General features: G+C 39.4%; 17 protein-coding genes. 13 read left to right on the forward strand and 4 right to left on the reverse strand.

Annotated elements, in window-relative coordinates:
* Window positions 1–252 precede the first annotated feature (252 nt).
* Both INT04_RS16100 and INT04_RS16105 read right to left on the reverse strand, forming a co-directional pair.
* Entirely contained in the window at window positions 253–2,871 is a 2,619-nt protein-coding gene (locus tag INT04_RS16100; protein WP_193017127.1) for a DUF4132 domain-containing protein, read from the reverse strand.
* 109 nt (window positions 2,872–2,980) lie between these two features.
* Complete coding sequence (locus INT04_RS16105) at window positions 2,981–4,111, reverse strand: multidrug effflux MFS transporter (RefSeq protein WP_193017128.1); 1,131 nt, start codon at window positions 4,109–4,111, stop codon at window positions 2,981–2,983.
* Window positions 4,112–4,212: 101 nt separating this feature from the next.
* On the opposite strand from INT04_RS16105, the gene INT04_RS16110 reads away from it, so the two are divergent.
* Window positions 4,213–4,992, forward strand: a complete 780-nt coding sequence (locus tag INT04_RS16110; RefSeq protein ID WP_193017129.1) for an AraC family transcriptional regulator — start codon at window positions 4,213–4,215, stop codon at window positions 4,990–4,992.
* Between the two features lie 59 nt (window positions 4,993–5,051).
* Here INT04_RS16110 and INT04_RS16115 read toward each other — a convergent pair whose 3' ends face one another.
* A complete protein-coding gene (locus INT04_RS16115; protein ID WP_193017130.1) occupies window positions 5,052–6,335 on the reverse strand; it encodes a citrate synthase in 1,284 nt (427 codons plus the stop codon).
* A 622-nt stretch (window positions 6,336–6,957) separates the two neighbouring features.
* Here INT04_RS16115 and sdhC point away from each other — a divergent pair.
* From sdhC to ybgE, 12 genes are all read left to right on the forward strand, one after another.
* Entirely contained in the window at window positions 6,958–7,338 is a 381-nt protein-coding gene (sdhC, locus tag INT04_RS16120; RefSeq protein ID WP_193017149.1) for a succinate dehydrogenase cytochrome b556 subunit, read from the forward strand.
* Window positions 7,332–7,676: a succinate dehydrogenase membrane anchor subunit gene (gene sdhD / locus INT04_RS16125; protein ID WP_006537664.1), complete on the forward strand. Its 345-nt coding sequence runs from the start codon at window positions 7,332–7,334 to the stop codon at window positions 7,674–7,676. The genes sdhC and sdhD overlap by 7 nt, the downstream gene beginning before the upstream one ends.
* Window positions 7,676–9,442, forward strand: a complete 1,767-nt coding sequence (gene sdhA / locus INT04_RS16130) for a succinate dehydrogenase flavoprotein subunit (protein ID WP_193017131.1) — start codon at window positions 7,676–7,678, stop codon at window positions 9,440–9,442. Before sdhD ends, sdhA begins: the two co-directional genes overlap by 1 nt.
* A gap of 34 nt (window positions 9,443–9,476) precedes the next feature.
* On the forward strand, window positions 9,477–10,193 hold the full coding sequence (locus INT04_RS16135) for a succinate dehydrogenase iron-sulfur subunit (protein WP_193017132.1): 717 nt from the start codon (window positions 9,477–9,479) through the stop codon (window positions 10,191–10,193).
* 284 nt (window positions 10,194–10,477) lie between these two features.
* Window positions 10,478–13,282 carry a 2-oxoglutarate dehydrogenase E1 component gene (sucA, locus tag INT04_RS16140; RefSeq protein ID WP_193017133.1) on the forward strand — a complete coding sequence of 935 codons (2,805 nt, stop codon included), beginning with the start codon at window positions 10,478–10,480 and terminating at the stop codon, window positions 13,280–13,282.
* A 13-nt stretch (window positions 13,283–13,295) separates the two neighbouring features.
* Window positions 13,296–14,501: a 2-oxoglutarate dehydrogenase complex dihydrolipoyllysine-residue succinyltransferase gene (gene odhB, locus INT04_RS16145; RefSeq protein WP_193017134.1), complete on the forward strand. Its 1,206-nt coding sequence runs from the start codon at window positions 13,296–13,298 to the stop codon at window positions 14,499–14,501.
* Window positions 14,502–14,661: 160 nt separating this feature from the next.
* A complete protein-coding gene (gene sucC / locus INT04_RS16150) occupies window positions 14,662–15,828 on the forward strand; it encodes an ADP-forming succinate--CoA ligase subunit beta (RefSeq protein WP_072070203.1) in 1,167 nt (388 codons plus the stop codon).
* Window positions 15,828–16,697: a succinate--CoA ligase subunit alpha gene (gene sucD / locus INT04_RS16155; RefSeq protein ID WP_193017135.1), complete on the forward strand. Its 870-nt coding sequence runs from the start codon at window positions 15,828–15,830 to the stop codon at window positions 16,695–16,697. Before sucC ends, sucD begins: the two co-directional genes overlap by 1 nt.
* Window positions 16,698–17,886: 1,189 nt before the next feature.
* Window positions 17,887–19,455: a cytochrome ubiquinol oxidase subunit I gene (gene cydA / locus INT04_RS16160; protein ID WP_193017136.1), complete on the forward strand. Its 1,569-nt coding sequence runs from the start codon at window positions 17,887–17,889 to the stop codon at window positions 19,453–19,455.
* Between the two features lie 14 nt (window positions 19,456–19,469).
* On the forward strand, window positions 19,470–20,627 hold the full coding sequence (cydB, locus tag INT04_RS16165) for a cytochrome d ubiquinol oxidase subunit II (protein WP_193017137.1): 1,158 nt from the start codon (window positions 19,470–19,472) through the stop codon (window positions 20,625–20,627).
* Between the two features lie 12 nt (window positions 20,628–20,639).
* A complete protein-coding gene (gene cydX / locus INT04_RS16170; RefSeq protein ID WP_004244425.1) occupies window positions 20,640–20,753 on the forward strand; it encodes a cytochrome bd-I oxidase subunit CydX in 114 nt (37 codons plus the stop codon).
* The gene (gene ybgE, locus INT04_RS16175; protein ID WP_193017138.1) at window positions 20,753–21,037 is read left to right on the forward strand and encodes a cyd operon protein YbgE; all 285 of its coding nucleotides are present in this window, start codon (window positions 20,753–20,755) and stop codon (window positions 21,035–21,037) included. Before cydX ends, ybgE begins: the two co-directional genes overlap by 1 nt.
* 90 nt (window positions 21,038–21,127) lie before the next feature.
* Here the strand turns inward: ybgE and INT04_RS16180 are convergent, their stop codons facing one another.
* A complete protein-coding gene (locus tag INT04_RS16180; RefSeq protein WP_193017139.1) occupies window positions 21,128–22,015 on the reverse strand; it encodes a LysR family transcriptional regulator in 888 nt (295 codons plus the stop codon).
* Window positions 22,016–22,030: the final 15 nt, after the last annotated feature.

Consider the following 22,030-nt stretch of genomic DNA (forward strand, 5'->3'; position numbering starts at 1 on the left):
TAACTAAGCTTTATTAATATTCAATATAGTTTTATACAGAGAGCTATATCAGGAAGAAATGCTGAAAATGAATAAATGATAATAAAGGCATTTTTTGTGATATTTGAAAAATTTAAGAATTGTCTGTTTAGTAAATTAAGCATTAACACTTAATGAGATCAATTGAAAAATTGATAGCAAAAAATCGGTTCAATCGTAATTAAAAATCCCGTATTTTTAATCAATACGGGATAAGAAGAGGCATAAAAATATCTACCAAGGTAATTTTTTTTCCCAATCAGGTGAGAAACCAGCACAAGACTCTGCAATTTTTAAATATTCTGCATAGCTTTCAGATAATAAAATGGCAGGAATGTCATTAACCACTAATTTGTATCGTTCTAATCCACTCTGACGACCACGTTCAAAGACTAATTCCAACAGGGCGACCGTAACATTTTCTTCAGGAACACCATTTCCACTAAAATTGATTATGACGGAAATATTTAAACTCGAAAAATACTTGTAGTAGCAATTAAAAAATCCGGCATCTTCTACAGAGCCTCGTTGGTAGCCTAATTTTGCCATTGCTCCTCTTAATGTATAGGCATCGGTTAACCAACCTTTTCTATCTTCAAATTGAGTTTGTTTATCGTCTAATAGTGGGGCGTTATGCTCTATTTGAGAAAATAAAAATACCACTTTGTAATCTTTAAAATGTGCTAACCACGCCTGCTTTTCTTCTTCATTTAAAAATATACCGTGTGCTAATCGAAGCGATGAATCGCTTTGTAGTGTAATTTCTTCATCTTCGATATTTAATAATGCGCCATCATTTGCAGGACGAAATGTATTAATCACTTTATCATTTTTTATTTCTTGCCAAATTAAGCGTTCTATTAATTTATGCATAATAGGATTTGTTTTCAGAAATTCTTGCCAGTCAGCACTTGACCATTGACGCTGAATACACATTGCTTCGTATAAACGGGCTGTTTGTGATTCGATAATTTGCTTTAATTCTTTTTTACTTGCTGTGAAATATTTTTTAGTTTCTTTAATTAATGTTGTGTCATCATTTATGCGCGGAGTAGGCAATGTTTTTATTACTTTGCCTTCTGAATTAAATAAGATAAATTGCAATTTATCGTTAATTTTTGCAGTAAAAGTACGTTCTCCATACTCTAAAGTCAGTACACCTGAATCATCAAGTCCTGCGGTGGGGATGGTTCTATCCGCTAGCTCACTTTCAGTCCAATGATTACGTTGCGCTATCTGAGTAATCAATTGACGTGCTTTATTTTGAATAGATGCAGCACGATAACGACGTGAGATAGAAAGTAGAAATTGAATAATAATCGGGTCGTTACTTTCGCCAATAGCGTCAATCATTGCTTCTATTTGTGCTCGGCGTTCGTAATGATCACGCATATAATTCCGTAATAAAGGTACGGCAATATAACCTTCAATGGCAAAAATAAGCCCTAGCATGCCTTTTTCTTTAATTGCAGACATGGGGGATGAGTAAGAGAGTCCTGAACTTAGATAAACTTTATCTTTTGATGATGTATCAACATCTTGGGTAATAAATGCAATTAATAGAAATTGAGCCAATGTTTGTTGGCTTTTTATCGAAAGCAGATTGATATAGCGATGCAATAACGAATTACCCGCAGGTCGTTTTAATTTTACCGCTAAAATTATCCACCATTGAATGATACGAGGCTCGACAACGTTATTATTTTTCCAAGTCAATTGAGGTATAGCCTTAAAATCAAACCAAGATAAATTATCTGGAATGTGATTTCTTAAGCCAATTTCAGCTTCTGCAAAAAGCATTAATGGATCAAGGTAATCTGAAATATCTTCACCAAAATGTTCTAGGGCAGTAATTAAAAGCGTACGAACAACGTCATCATTTTCTGTCTTTAATAAGGCGATTAACGCTGGAACAGCATCATGATTATTACGTTCAATTAGCCAATTTATTGCAATAATTCGGGCGTTTTTTTTCTTTGAAGCCAGACCTTCTTGAATAAATAAGTGAGATTCTGGCAGTTTTTCAATAAGCTCTTGTGCATCAAAGCGATAAATTTGTATATCGCCTAAAGCAAGCTGTAATACTTTAGGAATAAATTGTGATGGAATTACAGGGTAGGTTTTTAATACGCGAAGTACATAATCAAGGCTAAATTTGCTGTTGTCATTATTACTCTGATCAGGAATAAGTTTTAGCGCTTCCGCAATATATTCCGAGTGTTGATAATAAAAAGGCCAAATTTGATCGGGATTTGATAAATATTCAATACCATATTGTCCAAGAAAAAATCCAGCAACAAGGCGAGAAGCATTAGGATAGTTTCGTTGAATTAAGATTTTTTCGATATGGCGTAATTCGATGTTTTCAAAAACAGTCGCAGATCCAGAGTCATTTAAGGTATAACTCGAAATATATTTTGGCTGGATATTGTTATCGTATGAGCGAATAAGATGAAAAATCGTGAATTCAGGTAAGGTTGTAATAATGTTGTCGTACTTAATAATTTCACGATCTAATTCATTAAGTGAACCTTCAGGTGAATTAAGCTGATTTAAAATATTTTTCAGACTGGTTTCATTATATTGAGATAAGGCCTCATAAGATTCTTGTGCCTTTTTATGAACAAATGAAGAGTGTTTATTCCATTTTTTCTCATCAATTGTCTTTTGCTTCATCTCTTTTAATAATGCTTTATATGAGTTGACGATAAGTTTATATACATTATCAGATAATGGTGTATCTTTAAGTTGAGTTAATTCAGGTAATTCAAGTGGATAATGATTATTTTCATTATTAAATTGGGCTAATTTCTTTTCAAGGTTGTTGGGAGTTGCACTCATTCCATTTGGCATAGTTTATCCTTATATTTTTTCATTTTTTAACGCTACACCTCCTGATTTTATAGAAAAAGAGCAAAATAAAAAGAGCTCACATTAAACATAAGGAGCTCTTTTAGGTTTATTATTTTGTCGTTTGACGAGAAAAAGAGAGTAGCAATGAACCTAGACTACAAATCAGTAAAGTGATTGCTAAACTTTGCCCCCATCCTGCAAGTGCAAGCCCGCCACCAATTAACAAATAGTAGAATAAGCCTAATAATGCTCCTGCAGTGCCTAAACGATCTTTATATTGTGCTAATGCTGTGGCTAAGATATTTGGAATAGCAATACCATAAGCAACAACACTCGTCATCATTGGAATAATAAAGCTAATGTGGTTACGTAGTACATAAACACTAATGGCACTTATTAAGGCAATAATACTAGAGAGCAACACTAAATTTCCACATGACCAATGACGATTTAATAGTGCTTTATTAATATAAGAACCAATACCGACACCTATTGCTAATACAATACCACTATAACCAAAGGTGCTTGCGTTATAACCTTGTTTATCAAACATAAAAGGTGCTAACTGATAATAAGCAAAAAGGCTGATATTAAAAAAGGCAATTAATAATACGGTTTTAGTAATTTGCTTATCCTTAAGCATTTTTGTTGCAGTTTCTCCTAATGGTGCTGTTTTTATTGTTTCAGGGCGACTTTCAGGTAAAGCAAAAGCACTCCATAACAATAAAATTACAGCAAGAAGGGCAAGTCCACTAAATACCCCTTGGTAACCTGCATAGCTGACTAATAATGAACCACTTAACATACCTATTGCTGGGCTTAGTGCGATAGCGGCTCCCATAACTGAGAATACTTTCGCTAACTCATCACCACTATAGACATCACGCATAATGGTTTGTGTACCTACTGAGCCTACTGCAGCACCAAAAGCAGAAAGCATGCGCAATCCAAGTAATACTGAAAAATCTTGTGTCATGAAAACACCAAGACAAGCAATAGCATAAATAAACAACCCAGCTAACATTGTCGGACGACGACCAATGACATCACATAACCGACCCCATATAATGACCCCCAATGCAAACGCAAAGAAATAGAGCGAAAGTGTTTGTCCAGCCTCGTTTGCACTGACATGAAAGCCATTTGCAATATCAGTAAGTGCTGGGCTATAAATGGTTTCTGCAATTTGTGGGAACATCATTAACGCAATTGCTAACCATAAAGAGAGTTTTTTGTTCATCTTTTTATCCTACATCCTTAAATCTTGATGAACAGAATACCGAGATGATGAATGTCTTGTTATAAACATAAAGACATATTGTTTTTCAAATAGGACAAGTGATGGCTTGGCTTAATCAATACGACCACTTTGTGCCAGAAGAGTATCTTGCATCAGTTGTGGGTATTGCTGCAGAAATGGGAAAGCACGATTCAGGATTTCATTCTCATGATAGAGGACAATTATTATTTACGCAGTCAGGATGTATGCGAATTACTTTAGCCTCTCGGGTTTCTGTTTTACCTCCCATGAGAATTGCGTGGATCCCCGCAAAATTAGAACATCGAGTCGAAATGTATGCCTCTGTGGGATATCGCTCTGTTTATATTTCCGATAAATATCATGATAAATTTCCAAGAGAGAGTGAGATATTTACGCTTTCTCCTCTTTTGCGAGAAATACTTGAGCGCATTTCAGTGGCTGATTTTGATACACAGTGGGAAGAAGGGCGTTATGCGAATCTATTAGCTGTTTTTTTTGATGAAATCGCACAGGCTCAACGACAACCTAATCATTTATTTATGCCGAAAGATAGGCGATTAAAGCGTTTATCATTTGATGATTTGCCACCACCGTTACAAGAAATGGCGAAATATGTGGGAGCGAGTGAAAAAACGATCACGCGTTTATTTTATAAAGATACAGGCTTAAGTTACCAGCAATGGCGTCAGCAGTGGCGGTTAATGAAAGCAATTGAATTATTAGCAACTCATCATCGCTATATAGATATTAGTCAGATATTAGGATTTGCCAGTGACAGTGCCTTTATTACATTTTTTAAGAAAATGACAGGTCAGACACCACAAGAATATTTAAAAAGCGGATTAATTTCTAGTAACTAAAATTATAAAGCCCCGGTTTTAAATGGGGCTTAGTAAGATAAATAATTAATAAAAATCAACTATTTCTTTTTAATTTCACTTTTAAAATGGCGTTCATCATAACCAGTATAAAGCTGACGAGGACGCGCAATTTTCAGACCATCTTCGTGCATTTCATTCCAGTGAGCAATCCAACCAATAGTACGTGCAATAGCAAAAATAACTGTAAACATATTGGATGGAATACCTAATGCTTTAAGAATAATACCAGAGTAGAAGTCAACATTAGGGTACAGTTTTTTCTCAATAAAGTATGGGTCGTTTAATGCAATACGCTCTAATTCCATTGCCACTTCAAGCAAGCTGTCATTGAGGTTTAATTCTTTTAACACTTCATGACAAGTTTCACGCATGACTGTTGCACGAGGATCGTAGTTTTTGTAAACGCGGTGGCCAAAGCCCATTAAACGGAAGGAATCATTTTTGTCTTTTGCACGTTTAATAAATTCAGGAATGTGTTCAACCGTTTTGATTTCTTCCAGCATACGTAAGCACGCTTCGTTAGCACCACCGTGAGCAGGTCCCCAAAGAGATGCAATACCTGCTGCGATACAGGCAAATGGATTCGCACCAGAAGAGCCCGCAGTTCGTACTGTGGAGGTTGATGCATTTTGTTCGTGATCTGCATGAAGAATGAAAATTCTATCCATTGCGCGTTCAAGCACTGGATTAACAACATACTCTTCACAAGGTGTTGCGAACATCATATGCAAGAAGTTACCCGCATAAGAGAGGTCATTTTTTGGATAAACGAAAGGCTGACCAATAGAGTACTTGTAACACATCGCTGCTACAGTTGGCATTTTGGATAATAGGCGATATGCCGTGATATCACGGTGAACGGGATTACTGACATCCAATGCATCATGATAGAACGCAGCTAAGGCGCCTGTTACACCACAGAGTACAGCCATTGGGTGCGAGTCACGACGAAAGCCATTGAACAAACGAGTGATTTGTTCATGGATCATTGTGTGGCGAGTGACCGTCGTTTTAAATGTATCGTATTGCTCTTGAGACGGTGCTTCACCGTATAGCAGGATATAACACACTTCCAAGTACGTTGATTCAGTCGCTAATTGCCCGATTGGGAAACCACGGTGAAGTAGAATACCGTTATCACCATCAATAAAGGTGATTTTTGACTCACAAGATGCGGTTGAGGTAAAGCCGGGATCGTAGGTGTAATAACCTTTGGAGCCGAGAGTACGAATATCAATAACTTTGGAACCGAGTGTAGGGGATAGAACGTCCAAGTCTACAGATGTTTCATCAATCGTTAGCTTAGCTTTATTACCAGCCATTTATAATCTCCTTAGCGCTTATATGTCTCCTAACAAAGTCGAGGGTATCTTCATAAAGATGCACTTCGATAGTGAAACTATAGTTGATGTAAGGTACCTAGCGAATTTTATTTAGTGCCCGTAAATCCTAGGTCTATAGTGTGTCACTTATGTTAAGGAGCTTTTGATGTTATGTTTTTTTAGGTGCTTTTTTATGCAATGCACTTAGAATTAGTACTGACAACACTTTTACATAAGTTTGAGGTTTCTGGAAGCGTGTTTGCGCACAAAAAAAACATAAACATTAAAATTATGCAGTGAATGTAATGCAAATGTTATCTATGTGTCAAAAATGATAATCATTTTTGCATCATATGTATTAAATAGTGATCCCTCTCACTGTTCGAGGCAAATGTCAGGCACACAAGTTGTGTGGTAATTGTAATAAGTTTGTGAAGCACTTATACTGCGCGCAGGTCTCCGGAACCGTTGTTGTATGGAGAACCAGCGTAACGAATCCACAATTTTCGTAAAATAGACGGATTTAACATTTTACTTAAAATGTGCCTTTGTACCCCATTCGCTGTTTGATTTCCATCCAGGTCCGGAGGAAGGAAAAATTATAAAAGCTGTGTGGGCATAAATTGTGAAAAAACAAAGACCTGTCAATCTGGATTTACAGACGATACAGTTTCCACTCCCTGCTATCGCATCGATCTTGCATCGTGTCTCTGGGGTTATCATGTTAGTCGCAGTTGGCATCTTACTGTGGTTACTTGGCACCTCTCTCTCCTCACCTGAAGGCTTTCAGCAAGCTGCTGAAATAATGACTGGCTTCTTCGCGAAGTTTATTTTATGGGGCATCCTAACGGCATTGGCATACCATATTTGTGGTGGTATTCGTCACATGTTAATGGACTTCGGCTTTATTGATGAAACCTTGATTGTAGGTCGCAATTCAGCGGCTGCATCCATGGTTATTACAGTTGTTTTATCAATATTGGCGGGGGTATTAGTATGGTAAGTAATTCTTCTACTTTAGGCCGTACTGGCATACAGGATTGGTTATTCCTGCGCGCGTCTGCCATCATCATCGTTTTATATGTTCTTTACCTTGTGGGCTTTATTGCAACAACTGAAATTACCTATGAGGTATGGCGTGGGTTCTTTAGCTCATCCTTAACCAAAGTGTTTACCATATTGACGCTGCTTTCTATTCTTATCCATGCATGGATTGGAATGTGGCAAGTGTTAACGGACTATATTAAACCGCTGGCATTACGCCTGACGTTGCAGCTAATTATTGTTGTTGCGCTGTTGGTTTATCTTATTTATGGAACCATTGTGGTGTGGGGTGTGTAATGAATCTGCCAGTAAGAGAGTTTGATGCAGTTGTTATTGGTGCGGGTGGTGCAGGTATGCGCGCCGCCTTACAGATTTCTCAAATGGGTCTGTCATGTGCACTAATTTCTAAAGTTTTTCCAACACGTTCTCATACTGTTTCCGCGCAAGGGGGAATTACCGTTGCTTTAGGTAATACCCATGAGGATAACTGGGAATGGCACATGTACGATACCGTAAAAGGTTCTGACTATATCGGTGACCAAGACGCTATCGAATATATGTGTAAAACCGGCCCTGAAGCTATTTTAGAGCTGGAACATATGGGACTTCCATTTTCACGGCTAGATGATGGTCGTATTTATCAACGCCCATTCGGTGGTCAATCCAGAAATTTTGGTGGCGAACAAGCTGCTCGTACAGCCGCAGCTGCTGACCGTACAGGGCACGCATTGTTACATACCCTATATCAGCAAAATTTAAAAAATCATACGACTATCTTTTCAGAATGGTACTCACTGGATTTAGTGAAAAACCAAGATGGCGATATTGTGGGTTGTACTGCAATTTGTATTGAAACGGGTGAAGTGGTTTATTTTAAAGCGAATGCCACTATTTTAGCCACAGGCGGTGCGGGGCGTATTTATCAATCCACCACTAATGCGCATATCAACACAGGTGATGGTGTCGGTATGGCAGTTCGTGCGGGGGTTCCTCTGCAAGACATGGAAATGTGGCAATTCCACCCAACAGGTATTGCAGGTGCGGGTGTATTAGTGACCGAAGGTTGTCGTGGTGAAGGCGGATATTTGCTGAATAAAGACGGCGAGCGCTTTATGGAGCGTTATGCTCCGAATGCCAAAGACCTTGCAGGTCGTGATGTGGTTGCGCGTTCTATCATGATTGAAATTCGTGAAGGCCGTGGTTGCGATGGTCCTTGGGGGCCTCATGCGAAATTGAAACTCGACCATCTTGGTAAAGAGGTCCTTGAATCACGGTTACCAGGTATTCTCGATCTTTCTCGTACCTTTGCACACGTTGATCCAATTAAAGAACCGATTCCAGTTATTCCAACTTGTCACTATATGATGGGTGGAATTCCAACAAAAGTCACAGGTCAAGCTATTCGTGTAAATGAGAAGGGCGAAGATGTTGTTATTCCTGGATTGTTCGCAGTCGGTGAAATTGCTTGTGTCTCTGTTCATGGTGCAAACCGCTTAGGGGGTAACTCGTTATTAGACCTCGTGGTATTTGGTCGTTCAGCTGGCGTTCACTTAAAAGAGTCCCTAATGGAACAGGGGACAATGCGTGAAGCAAGTGATTCTGATGTTGAAGCTGCACTAACACGTTTAAACCGCTGGGAAAATAACCGCTCTGGCGAAGATCCTGTTGAAATCCGTAAAGCACTGCAATCTTGTATGCAACATAACTTCTCGGTATTCCGTGAAGGTGATGCAATGGCGAAAGGCTTAGAAGAATTGAAAGTTATTCGTGAGCGCTTACAAAATGCACGACTCGATGATAATTCAAGTGAGTTTAATACACAGCGTATTGAATGCTTAGAATTAGATAACTTGATGGAAACAGCTTATGCCACTGCGGTATCAGCTAATTACCGTACAGAAAGTCGTGGTGCTCATAGCCGTTTCGATTTCCCAGAACGTGATGATGCGAACTGGTTATGTCATACATTATATCAACCGCAAACCGAAACAATGACACGACGTGAAGTCAATATGCAGCCGAAACTGCGTGAAGCCTTCCCACCAAAAGTGCGTACATATTAATTAGCGGTGTTATTGAAGTTGCGGAGACTCAAATATGAAACTTGAATTTTCGATTTATCGTTACAATCCCGACGTTGATAATGCGCCGCATATGCAAGATTACACCCTAGAAGTTCCTGAAGGGCGTGACATGATGCTATTGGATGCATTAATTCAATTAAAGGAAAAAGATCCTACTTTATCGTTCCGTCGTTCTTGTCGTGAAGGTGTTTGCGGCTCTGATGGCGTGAACATGAATGGTAAAAATGGTTTGGCTTGTATCACACCTATTTCATCTTTACAGAAAGGAAGTAAGAAAATTGTGATCAGACCGTTACCCGGTTTACCTGTGATCCGTGATTTAATAGTGGATATGACCCAGTTCTATACGCAGTATGAGAAAATTCGTCCGTATTTAATTAATAACGACAAAAATCCTCCTGCTCGTGAGAACTTACAATCACCAGAACAACGTGAAAAGCTTGATGGACTTTATGATTGTATCCTTTGTGCTTGTTGTTCAACCTCTTGCCCGTCATTCTGGTGGAATCCAGATAAATTTATTGGGCCAGCAGGGTTGTTAGCTGCTTATCGTTTCTTGATTGATAGCCGTGATACAGAAACAGAATCTCGTCTTGATGATCTTAACGATGCGTTTAGTGTGTTCCGTTGCCATGGCATTATGAACTGTGTCAGCGTATGCCCTAAAGGACTCAACCCAACAAAAGCGATTGGTCATATTAAGTCGATGTTATTAAAACGTAGTGCATAAAATAATAACCGCCCTAAAATAGTTAGGGCGGTTAATGGAAAAACTAAGTTAGGCGTTTGCGATAATCAGTGTGTTTGTATCACGCTATTAAAATAGAGAGATACAAATAGTAAGGCACCTTTAAACACTGTTAGACAGTACTTAAAGGTACCTTGAGAGCTAAAGCTCCATATTTAAAGAACCTGCGAGATAGCGGGTCATAAGAGAACCTTGCAATCGACACCGTTTAATCACGGTATTAGTTATCCACGGCGAACTAAAGCTGTATAGCTTAAGGGATCATAATGCAGAACGGCGCAATGAAGGACTGGCTAGAATCAACCTTTCTAGCAGGAGAGAATCAGTCTTACATAGAAGATATCTATGAAGATTACCTAACTGACCCAAACTCTGTTGACGAAAGTTGGAGAGAGATTTTTCAACAACTCCCCGCAAGTCAAGGCGTAGAACAGTCGCATTCTCAGACCCGCGACTACTTCAGACGCCTCGCAAAAGAATCCACTCGATATCATACCTCGGTAAGCGATCCGGCGACGGACTCAAAACAAGTTAAAGTTTTGCAGCTCATCAATGCCTTTCGTTTTCGTGGCCATCAAAATGCTAATCTCGACCCACTTGGTTTATGGAAACAAGAATCTGTTCCTGACTTAGATCCTGCTTTTCATAATCTAACGAAAGAAGACTTTGAAGAAACTTTCAATGTCGGTTCTTTTGCTATCGGCAAAGAAACCATGAAATTAGGTGATTTATATGAAGCCCTGAAACGTATTTATTGCGGTTCAATTGGTGCTGAATATATGCATATCACTAACACTGAAGAAAAACGTTGGATCCAACAACGTTTAGAATCAGTGAATGTTGCAGACCAATTTACGAAAGAAGAAAAGTTACGCTTCCTGACAGAGCTAACGGCAGCTGAAGGTTTAGAGCGCTATTTAGGCGCAAAATTCCCTGGTGCAAAACGCTTCTCTTTAGAAGGTGGTGATGCGTTAGTTCCAATGTTAAAAGATTTAATTCGTCATGCAGGTAAACAAGACACTCGTGAAGTGGTTCTTGGTATGGCGCACCGTGGGCGTTTAAACGTTCTAGTTAATATTCTCGGTAAAAAACCGGCTGATTTATTTGATGAGTTCGCTGGCATTCATAAAGAGCATTTGGGAACAGGTGACGTTAAATATCACCAAGGTTTTTCATCCGACTTTGCAACAGAAGGGGCTCAAGTCCACCTTGCTTTAGCGTTTAACCCCTCACATCTAGAAATTGTCAGCCCTGTTGTTATTGGTTCAGTACGTGCACGTCGTGATCGTTTAGATGAAGCACGTAGTAATATGGTTCTTCCTATCACGATTCATGGTGATGCTGCGGTAACGGGTCAAGGTGTTGTTCAAGAAACCTTGAATATGTCGCAAGCACGTGGTTACGAAGTAGGGGGTACGGTTCGTATTGTTATCAATAACCAAGTCGGTTTCACCACATCAAATCCAAAAGATGCCCGTTCAACACAATACTGTACTGATATTGTGAAGATGGTACAGGCCCCTATTTTTCACGTTAATGCAGACGATCCTGAAGCCGTTGCATTTGTTACTCGCTTAGCGTTGGATTTCCGTAATACCTTTAAACGTGATGTGATGATTGATTTAGTGTGTTACCGCCGTCATGGTCACAATGAAGCAGATGAGCCAAATGCAACTCAGCCTTTGATGTATCAAAAAATTAAGAAACATCCAACGCCACGTAAAATTTACGCAGATAAACTGGTTGAGCAATCACTGCTTGATGCTAATGATGTTACTGAGCTGGTTAATCTTTACCGTGATGCACTCGATCGTGGAGATTGTGTTGTTGAAGAATATCGTCCAATGGGGCTGAATTCTTACACATGGGAACCATACTTAAATCATGAATGGAATGAAGAATACCCACACAAAGTCGAAAAAACACGCTTACAAGATTTAGCGCGTCGTGTGAGTACTGTCCCTTCAGAAATTACGATGCAATCTCGAGTTGAAAAAATTTACGCTGACCGCGCTGTTATGGCGGAAGGTGAGAAGTTACTCGACTGGGGAGCGGCAGAAACATTAGCGTATGCCACTTTAGTTGACCAAGGTATTACCATTCGTCTTTCTGGTGAAGATGCTGGTCGTGGTACATTCTTCCATCGCCATGCTGTTATTCATAACCAAACTAACGGTTCTGTATATGTGCCATTAGCGAATATTCATAATGCTCAAGGCCAATTTAATGTTTGGGATTCTGTATTAACAGAAGAAGCCGTTCTTGCATTTGAATATGGTTATGCAACAACAGAACCTCGTGACTTGACTATTTGGGAAGCACAATTTGGTGACTTTGCTAACGTTGCACAGGTTGTTATCGACCAATTTATTAGCTCGGGTGAGCAAAAATGGGGTCGTATGTGTGGTTTAGTCATGCTGTTACCACACGGCTATGAAGGCCAAGGCCCAGAGCACTCCTCTGCACGTTTAGAACGTTATTTACAACTGTGTGCAGAACAAAATATGCAAGTCTGTGTACCATCAACTCCGGCTCAGGTTTACCATATGTTACGCCGTCAAGCATTACGTGGTATGCGTCGCCCACTTATTGTTATGTCACCAAAATCACTGTTACGCCATCCATTGGCTGTTTCTGAATTGGATGAATTAGCCAATGGTAAGTTCTTACCTGCCATTAGTGAGATTGATGATTTAAAACCTGCTGATGTAAAACGTGTTGTGATGTGTTCAGGTAAGGTTTATTACGATTTATTAGAACAACGTCGTGCGAATAAGCAAAACAACGTTGCCATTATTCGTATTGAACAACTGTATCCGTTCCCACACGAAGATCTTGCGCAAATTCTTGCACCTTATGCTCATGTAAAAGATTTCATTTGGTGTCAAGAAGAGCCTCTAAATCAAGGTGCTTGGTACTGTAGCCAGCATAATTTCCGTGATGCTATTCCAACAGGTGCCGCATTACGTTATGCAGGACGTCCTGCATCAGCCTCTCCAGCAGTTGGTTATACCTCTGTTCATCAGGAGCAACAAAAAGCTCTGGTTGAAGACGCACTGAAAGTTGAATAAATAAGGATAGAAAATGAGTAGTGTAGACATTCTAGTACCGGATCTCCCTGAATCAGTTGCTGACGCGTCGGTCGCAACTTGGCATAAAAAACCTGGTGATAGCATTCAACGCGATGAAGTGCTGGTTGAAATCGAAACAGACAAAGTGGTTTTAGAAGTCCCTGCAAGTGAAGCGGGTGTATTAGAAAGTATTCTTGAGGATGAAGGTGCAACCGTTGGTTCACGCCAATTATTGGGTCGAATTCGTCTTGGTGACAGTACGGGTATTCCTGCCGATGTTAAACCTGTTCAAGATAGCACTCCAGCACAACGACAAAGTGCTGATATTGCTGAGAAAGGCAATAACGATGCATTAAGCCCAACAGCGCGTCGTTTAGTCGCTGAACATGATGTCAATCCTGCTGATGTAAAAGGCAGCGGTGTGGGTGGACGTTTAACACGTCAAGATATTGAAGGTCATGTTGCCAATAAATCGGTTGCAAAACCTGCAGCCGAAGTCCCTCAAGCACTGTTATCTCACCGTAGTGAAAAACGTGTTCCAATGACACGTTTGCGTAAACGTGTTGCTGAACGTTTATTAGAAGCGAAAAACACCACGGCAATGTTGACAACATTTAATGAAATCAACATGCAACCAATCAAAGATTTACGTGCGCAATATGGTGAAGTATTCGAAAAACGCCACGGTGTTCGTTTAGGCTTTATGTCTTTCTATATTAAAGCGGTTGTTGAAGCACTGAAACGCTATCCTGAAGTGAATGCGTCTATTGATGGCACTGATGTGGTTTATCACAACTACTTTGATATTAGTATTGCGGTATCAACACCTCGTGGTCTGGTAACACCTGTATTACGTGATGCAGATGCAATGAGCATGGCGGATATTGAGAAAAACATCAAAGCATTAGCAGTAAAAGGCCGTGATGGTAAGTTAACCGTTGAAGACTTAACCGGTGGCAACTTTACTATCACAAATGGCGGTGTTTTCGGTTCATTAATGTCAACACCGATTATCAATCCACCACAAAGTGCCATTTTAGGGATGCATGCTATTAAAGATCGCCCAATGGCAGTAGATGGTCAGGTTGTTATTTTACCAATGATGTATTTGGCCTTATCTTATGACCACCGTTTAATTGATGGTCGTGAGTCTGTCGGTTTCTTAGTGACCGTCAAAGAGATGCTAGAAGATCCAGCTCGTTTATTACTGGATGTATAGGTAATAAATATTGCTTTAGGCAGGAGATGCTCCTCCTGCCTACTTAGCAACAAACACAAGGATCAAAGAAGTACAGTGTGTTCGTGAAGTCAGATTTTTCTGGCTTATAGTCAAAAAAATAAGAAAGCCCGACTTTCAACAAGATTATGGATAGAACATCATGAATTTACACGAGTATCAGGCAAAACAGCTTTTCACACGGTATGGATTACCAGCACCTGCTGGTTTCGCCTGCTCCACGCCGCGCGAGGCAGAAGAAGCTGCATCAAAAATCGGTCAAGGCCCTTGGGTCGTGAAATGTCAGGTTCACGCGGGTGGACGTGGTAAAGCGGGCGGCGTAAAAGTCGTTAAATCTAAAGAAGAGATCCGCGCATTTGCTGAACAATGGTTAGGCAAACGTTTAGTGACTTATCAAACAGACGCGAATGGTCAGCCAGTTACTCAGATTTTGGTCGAAGCCGCAACCGATATCGCTAAAGAGCTTTATCTTGGTGCCGTTATTGACCGTGGTACCCGTCGCGTTGTCTTTATGGCTTCAACTGAAGGCGGCGTAGAAATTGAAAAAGTGGCGGAAGAAACGCCAGAACTTATTCATCGCGCAATTATTGATCCACTGACAGGCCCTATGCCTTATCAGGGAAGAGAACTTGCTTTTAAACTAGGTTTAAAAGGCAAGCAAGTCAGCCAATTTGCTAAGATCTTTATGGGATTAGCTACGATTTTCTTAGAGCGTGACCTTGCGCTAATTGAAATTAACCCTCTGGTTATCACGAAAGAAGATGACCTGATTTGTCTTGATGGCAAATTAGGCGTAGATAGCAATGCATTATATCGTCAACCTGAAATGCGCGAACTGCATGATCCATCGCAAGAAGATCCACGTGAAGCGCAAGCAGCACAGTGGGAACTGAACTACGTTGCATTAGATGGCAACATTGGCTGTATGGTCAATGGTGCAGGTTTAGCAATGGGTACCATGGATATTGTTAAGCTTCACGGTGGCGAGCCTGCAAACTTCCTCGATGTGGGGGGGGGCGCAACAAAAGAACGCGTAACTGAAGCATTTAAGATTATTTTGTCAGATGAAAATGTCAGTGCTGTATTAGTCAACATTTTCGGCGGTATTGTTCGTTGTGACTTAATCGCAGACGGTATTATTGGCGCAGTTGAAGAAGTCGGCGTAAATGTTCCTGTGGTTGTTCGTCTTGAAGGAAACAATGCAGAGTTAGGCACTAAAAAATTAGCGGATAGTGGATTAAATATTATCGCAGCTAAAAGCCTAACGGATGCCGCGAAACAAGTTGTTGCAGCAGCGGAGGCAAAATAATGTCTATTTTAATCGATAAAAACACCAAAGTAATTTGCCAAGGATTTACAGGTAGCCAAGGAACATTCCACTCTGAGCAAGCAATTGCTTATGGTACACAAATGGTTGGTGGTGTTACGCCAGGTAAAGGTGGTACAACACATTTAGGACTTCCCGTATTTAATACCGTTCGTGAAGCGGTTGAGGCAACAGGTGCAACTGCAACAGTTATTTATGTGCCAGCACCATTTTGCAAAGATTCAATCTTAGAAGCGATTGATGCAGGTATCAAACTCATCATTACTATTACAGAAGGTATTCCTACTTTGGATATGCTAACAGTAAAAGTAAAATTAGATGAAGCGGGCGTGCGCATGATTGGCCCTAACTGCCCAGGAGTTATCACACCGGGTGAATGTAAGATTGGTATTATGCCTGGTCACATTCATTTACCGGGTAAAGTTGGTATTGTATCTCGTTCAGGTACATTAACTTATGAAGCGGTTAAACAGACAACGGATGTTGGTTTAGGTCAATCAACGTGTGTTGGTATTGGCGGTGACCCAATTCCGGGTTCTAACTTTATTGATATTCTGAAGCTATTCCAAGAAGATCCACAAACGGAAGCGATTGTGATGATCGGTGAAATTGGTGGCACAGCGGAAGAAGAAGCAGCGGCTTATATTAAAGATCATGTGTCTAAACCGGTTGTCGGTTACATTGCTGGTGTGACAGCACCTAAAGGCAAGCGTATGGGGCATGCGGGCGCCATTATTGCAGGGGGGAAAGGTACAGCAGATGAGAAATTCGCTGCACTTGAAGCCGCTGGCGTTAAAACTGTCCGCAGTTTAGCCGATATTGGTGAAGCAATTAAATCACTGATCAAGTAAGTAACAATTCTGTTAATAATTTTAGATTGATACTATCTTCAATGCCAGTTTCTAAAAAAAAGAAACTGGCATTTTTTATTCTTGGTTTCACTTAAGTATCCCTATCTGCAGTTAATATTGCGATTAATACACCTTCATTTGACTTTTAACATGTTTTCAAACATGTGAATGGAGGTGTTGCAAAGCCGATAGATAAACAGATAGGTAAAGAAAAACACGTACTTATTATAGTCCATGTGTTAAAAATGACACTAATGTCAAAATTTTGCTCTTTTATATCTACAGGTGATGTCAGGAAACAATGGGTAAGTAAACTAAAATGGTATCGTTATAAGTGATGGTATTTAATAATAATGGATTGTGAAAATTTTTAGTAATTTACAATAAATATCAACTTGTTTTTTGGTATCTATTTGATTTTAATATAAAAATAATCTTTTTTGGTGTTTTTTACATGTTCTTTTTAAGTGAAATAAAAATCTGACCTACTTCATATATAGAGTATAAAAAATAAAGTGGAATATTGCTAATATTAGAAATTGATAGTCAATATTGGACTTTATTTAAAAATGTATTAGATGTCTTAATTAAGGTTAATCCTTATATATTTATATTTTGTAAAGTTCAACTTATTAATTAATAGGTTGTTTTTTTTAAACATTATTATTTTTAACTGCAAAAAAATGATTTTGATATTAAGATTAATAAAATACAGCTAAATGTATTTATTTTTAGGTCTGTTATGAAAATAAAAAGTTAATTTTATTATGGAAAATATAAGGAGATAAATTACACTTAAAAATAAAAACAACATTGCATTAACACAATGGTAACTATTGAGTAATTTATTCGCAACTAGTTAACATTAAAGTGTTTTTTTGATGTGGGTCAAGTTATTAATTGTGGCAAAAATTTCTGAATATGATTAAATTGGCACGCGATCAAATATGCTATTACAAACCTAAAAGTCGTATTGTTGACCTAAACTCAGAATTCAAATCTGGGTCACGCAAAATATATTTATTATATGTAAATATAAGCGTACTATTTGTAAGGTATTGTGTTTTTGGTCTTTAATATTCGTTGTTGTTTTTAGAGGCATTTATTGTTGGTAGTTATGAGGCTTTATAATTTAATAAAGTCGGGTTGCCGCAAGTCGGTGTCTTCCTGCTAGGAGCAAGGAGTCAAGATGTTTGATATTGTCGAACTGTCACGGTTACAGTTTGCCTTAACAGCGATGTATCACTTCCTGTTTGTCCCGTTAACGTTAGGTATGGCGTTTATGCTGGCAATCATGGAAACGATATATGTTCTGTCAGGTAAACAAGTTTACAAAGATATGACAAAGTTCTGGGGTAAGTTATTTGGTATTAACTTTGCTCTGGGTGTCGCAACTGGGTTGACCATGGAGTTCCAATTTGGTACTAACTGGTCATATTTCTCTCATTACGTCGGTGATATCTTCGGTGCGCCTTTAGCAATCGAAGGTCTGATGGCGTTCTTCTTAGAATCAACTTTCGTCGGATTGTTCTTCTTTGGCTGGGATCGCTTGGGTAAGAAGCAGCACTTGATGGTAACTTGGTTAGTTGCTTTCGGTTCTAACTTCTCTGCACTGTGGATCCTTGTTGCGAATGGTTGGATGCAAAACCCTGTCGCTGCAGACTTCAACTTTGAAACCATGCGAATGGAAATGTTGAGTTTTGCTGATCTGGTTTTAAACCCTGTCGCTCAAGTTAAATTTGTTCACACCGTCGCTGCTGGTTACTGTACTGGTGCATTCTTTGTTCTGGGTATCAGCTCTTACTACCTGCTCAAAGGCCGTGATATCGGTTTTGCAAAACGTTCTTTTGCCGTTGCTGCTACTTTTGGTATCGCTGCTGTCTTATCTGTTATCGTACTGGGTGATGAATCTGGTTATGAAATGGGTGACGTACAGAAAACCAAACTGGCTGCAATTGAAGGTGAATGGCATACAGAAGCAGCGCCTGCTGCATTTAATCTAATTGCATTCCCTAATCAAGAAAAAATGGAAAACTCGTTTGCATTACAAATCCCTTATGTCATGGGGATTATTGCAACGCGTTCTTTCGATACGCCTGTATTAGGTCTTAATGATCTGATGAGCCAGCATGAAGTTCGTATTCGTAATGGTATGAAAGCTTACGAATTATTAAGTGAACTGCGTTCAGGTAATACTGATCCTGCTGTCCGTGCGGCGTTTAATGAAGCTAAACAAGATTTAGGCTATGGCTTATTACTGAAGCGTTATACTGAAAATGTGGTTGATGCAACAGAAGCGCAAATTAAACTTGCTGCAAAAGACACCATTCCTAATGTTGCACCTCTATTCTGGTCATTCCGTATCATGGTTGCCGTTGGCTTCTTAATGTTACTGATTATTGCTGTCTCCTTCTGGACCGTTCTATCAAACCGCATTGGTAACTATAGATGGTTACTGCGTGCTGCGTTACTGGGTATTCCATTACCTTGGATTGCGATTGAAGCAGGTTGGTTTGTTGCGGAATATGGACGTCAACCATGGGCAATTGGTGAAATCCTGCCTACGGCTGTAGCAACATCATCACTGACACAGGCTGATATTCTGGTATCTATGGGTCTTATCTGTGGTCTATATACTCTGTTCTTAGTTGCCGAAATGTTCCTGATGTTCAAATTTGGTCGCCTTGGGCCGAGTAGCCTGAAGACGGGTCGCTATCACTTTGAACAGAAGAATGCTTCTTCTGCACAAAGTAAGTAACACAGGAGTCCACTATGTTTGATTATGAAGTATTGCGGTTTGTTTGGTGGCTACTGATTGGTATCTTACTGATTGGCTTCGCGGTCACTGACGGTTTTGATATGGGTGTGGGTGTGTTATTGCGAGTTATCGCAAAAGATGACACAGAACGCCGTATTTTAATTAACTCTATTGCACCTCACTGGGATGGTAACCAAGTTTGGTTAATCACAGCGGGTGGTGCACTCTTTGCTGCATGGCCAATGGTTTATGCCGCGGCATTCTCAGGTTTTTACTTCGGTATGATCCTTGTACTGGCGGCATTATTCTTCCGTCCAGTCGGTTTTGACTACCGTTCTAAACTGGAGTCGCCAAAATGGCGTGGTATGTGGGATTGGGGCATCTTTATTGGTAGCTTCGTTCCACCATTAGTTATCGGTGTTGCTTTTGGTAACCTGTTACAAGGTGTTCCATTAGAAGTCGATAGCATGCAACGTGTTTCTTATAACGGAACAACTAACGGCATCATCAATCTATTAGGTCTATTAAACCCATACGGTTTATTAGCGGGTGTCATTAGCCTGATGATGATTGTTGCACATGGTGCAAGTTATCTTCAGATGCGTACTAGCGGTGAATTACATGAGCGTACTCGTAAGGCAACTTACATTACCTCATTAATTACTTTCATTGCGTTCGCATTAGCGGGTGTATGGTTAATCTATGGTATTGATGGCTTTATTGTTACAAGTGCTATTGATACAGCAGGTCCATCATCTCCGCTACTGAAAACAGTTTCTCATGAAGCTGGCGCTTGGATGACTAACTACAATAAATACCCAGTATTATGGGCTCTGCCTGCATTAGGTCTGATTGCACCTTTACTGGCGATTGTAGCGACTAAAGCAAATAAAGGAGGTTGGGCATTCCTGTTCACTTCACTGACTATTGCTGCTGTTATCCTAACTTGTGGTGTAACAATGTTCCCATTTGTAATGCCTTCAAGTACTTTCCCAGATGTAAGCTTAACAATGTGGGATGCAACTTCTAGCTTGTTTACTCTGCAAGTCATGACTGTTGTTGCATTGATTTTCGTACCACTGGTTCTGCTGTACACCATTTGGTGTTACTGGAAAATGCATGGTCGCCTTGATAAGAAATTTATCGAAGGCAATAATCATACTCTTTACTAAGGAGCATAGAGAATGTGGTATTTTGCATGGCTTCTCGGCACACTCTTCGCTTGTAGTATTGCGGTGATCGCAGGACTGGCTTACGAGCACGCTGAAGCTAAAAAAACTTCAGAAAGTGAAGAATAATGTTGGATAAAAGTTACCAACTACTCGACAAGGGCCCTATACGGGCTCTTGTTTTAATCATGGCGTTGGTGATGGCATTTTGTATTATGTGGGACCCTAGCCGTTTTGCAGCGAACACAAGTTCACTTGCAATTTGGCAAGGCATATTACTGATTTGGTCAGTGTGTGCGGGGGCTACTTTTGGCTTAGCGTTTCGCCCTAAACATGTTGTTGCAAAATGTTTATTACATCCAATCCCTGCAATTATTATTCTAGTTGTTGGGTTAAGTTATTTCTTCTTCTAAAAAAATACCTTATTTCTGCTCATGTAATGAAAAAGAAATAAGGTATTTTATTTTCTAATACTCTTCCTAAAACAACATATTCTCTTGTTTCTATAACTGAATATTTTCTTTTAAGTAATCAATAAATAAGCGTGTTTTCCTTGGAATATGTTCACCATAAGGAAAAATAATATTAACGGATTGTGTTAAAAATGAAAGTTCAGGAAACAGCACCACTAATTGTTTATCTAATAACTCTTGATGAATATACCAATGTGGCAAAATAGCCATTCCAGAATGCGCGAGTACCATTTTTTTTAAAGCAGCAATGGTATTCGTTTCAAAATAAGCCTCTTGAGCTAATTGTGAGAGAAGGGCATTGAATTGCGACGATGTTGAAAGCTTACTTTGACGTAAATTACTGTTGGCTAAATAGGGAATAATACTTAAATCATCAACCGTTTTTATTGAAAATTTCTGCAATAAATAAGGAGAGATAACTAAACTTATCTCATAATCTGCCAATTTTGTAGAGCGATAATTACTGTCTTTTAATGTGCCAAGACGAACCGCTAAATCAAGTTTATGATTTATTAAGTCCTCAATAGAAGAATTAAAGGCGTACTGTACTTTTAGTTTTGGGTGTAATTGCATAAATTGATTAAGCAATGGCAAAATATAATGTTCACCAAATTCAGCCGTTGAACCTAAACGTAATGAACCTTGTAATTCTTGTTGTCCCAACCGTGCTTTATCTAATGTTTGCTCTAACTGAATGAGCACCTGCCGAAAATCTTGATAAAGCATTTCGCCTGTCTCAGTCAGTGAGAATCGACGAGTATTACGATTGAGCAGTGAGACATTTAATTCTGTTTCTAACGCTTTGATATGAATACTTACCATCGATTTACTTAAACGTAAATATTTCGCTGCTTGAGTAAATGATCCGGTATCAACAACCGCAATAAAAGAGCGAATTCGATCAATTTGATTCTGCATGATTGTTTACTCTGA

The organism is Proteus sp. FME41 (assembly GCF_014897315.1).
Classification (GTDB): Bacteria; Pseudomonadota; Gammaproteobacteria; order Enterobacterales; family Enterobacteriaceae; genus Proteus.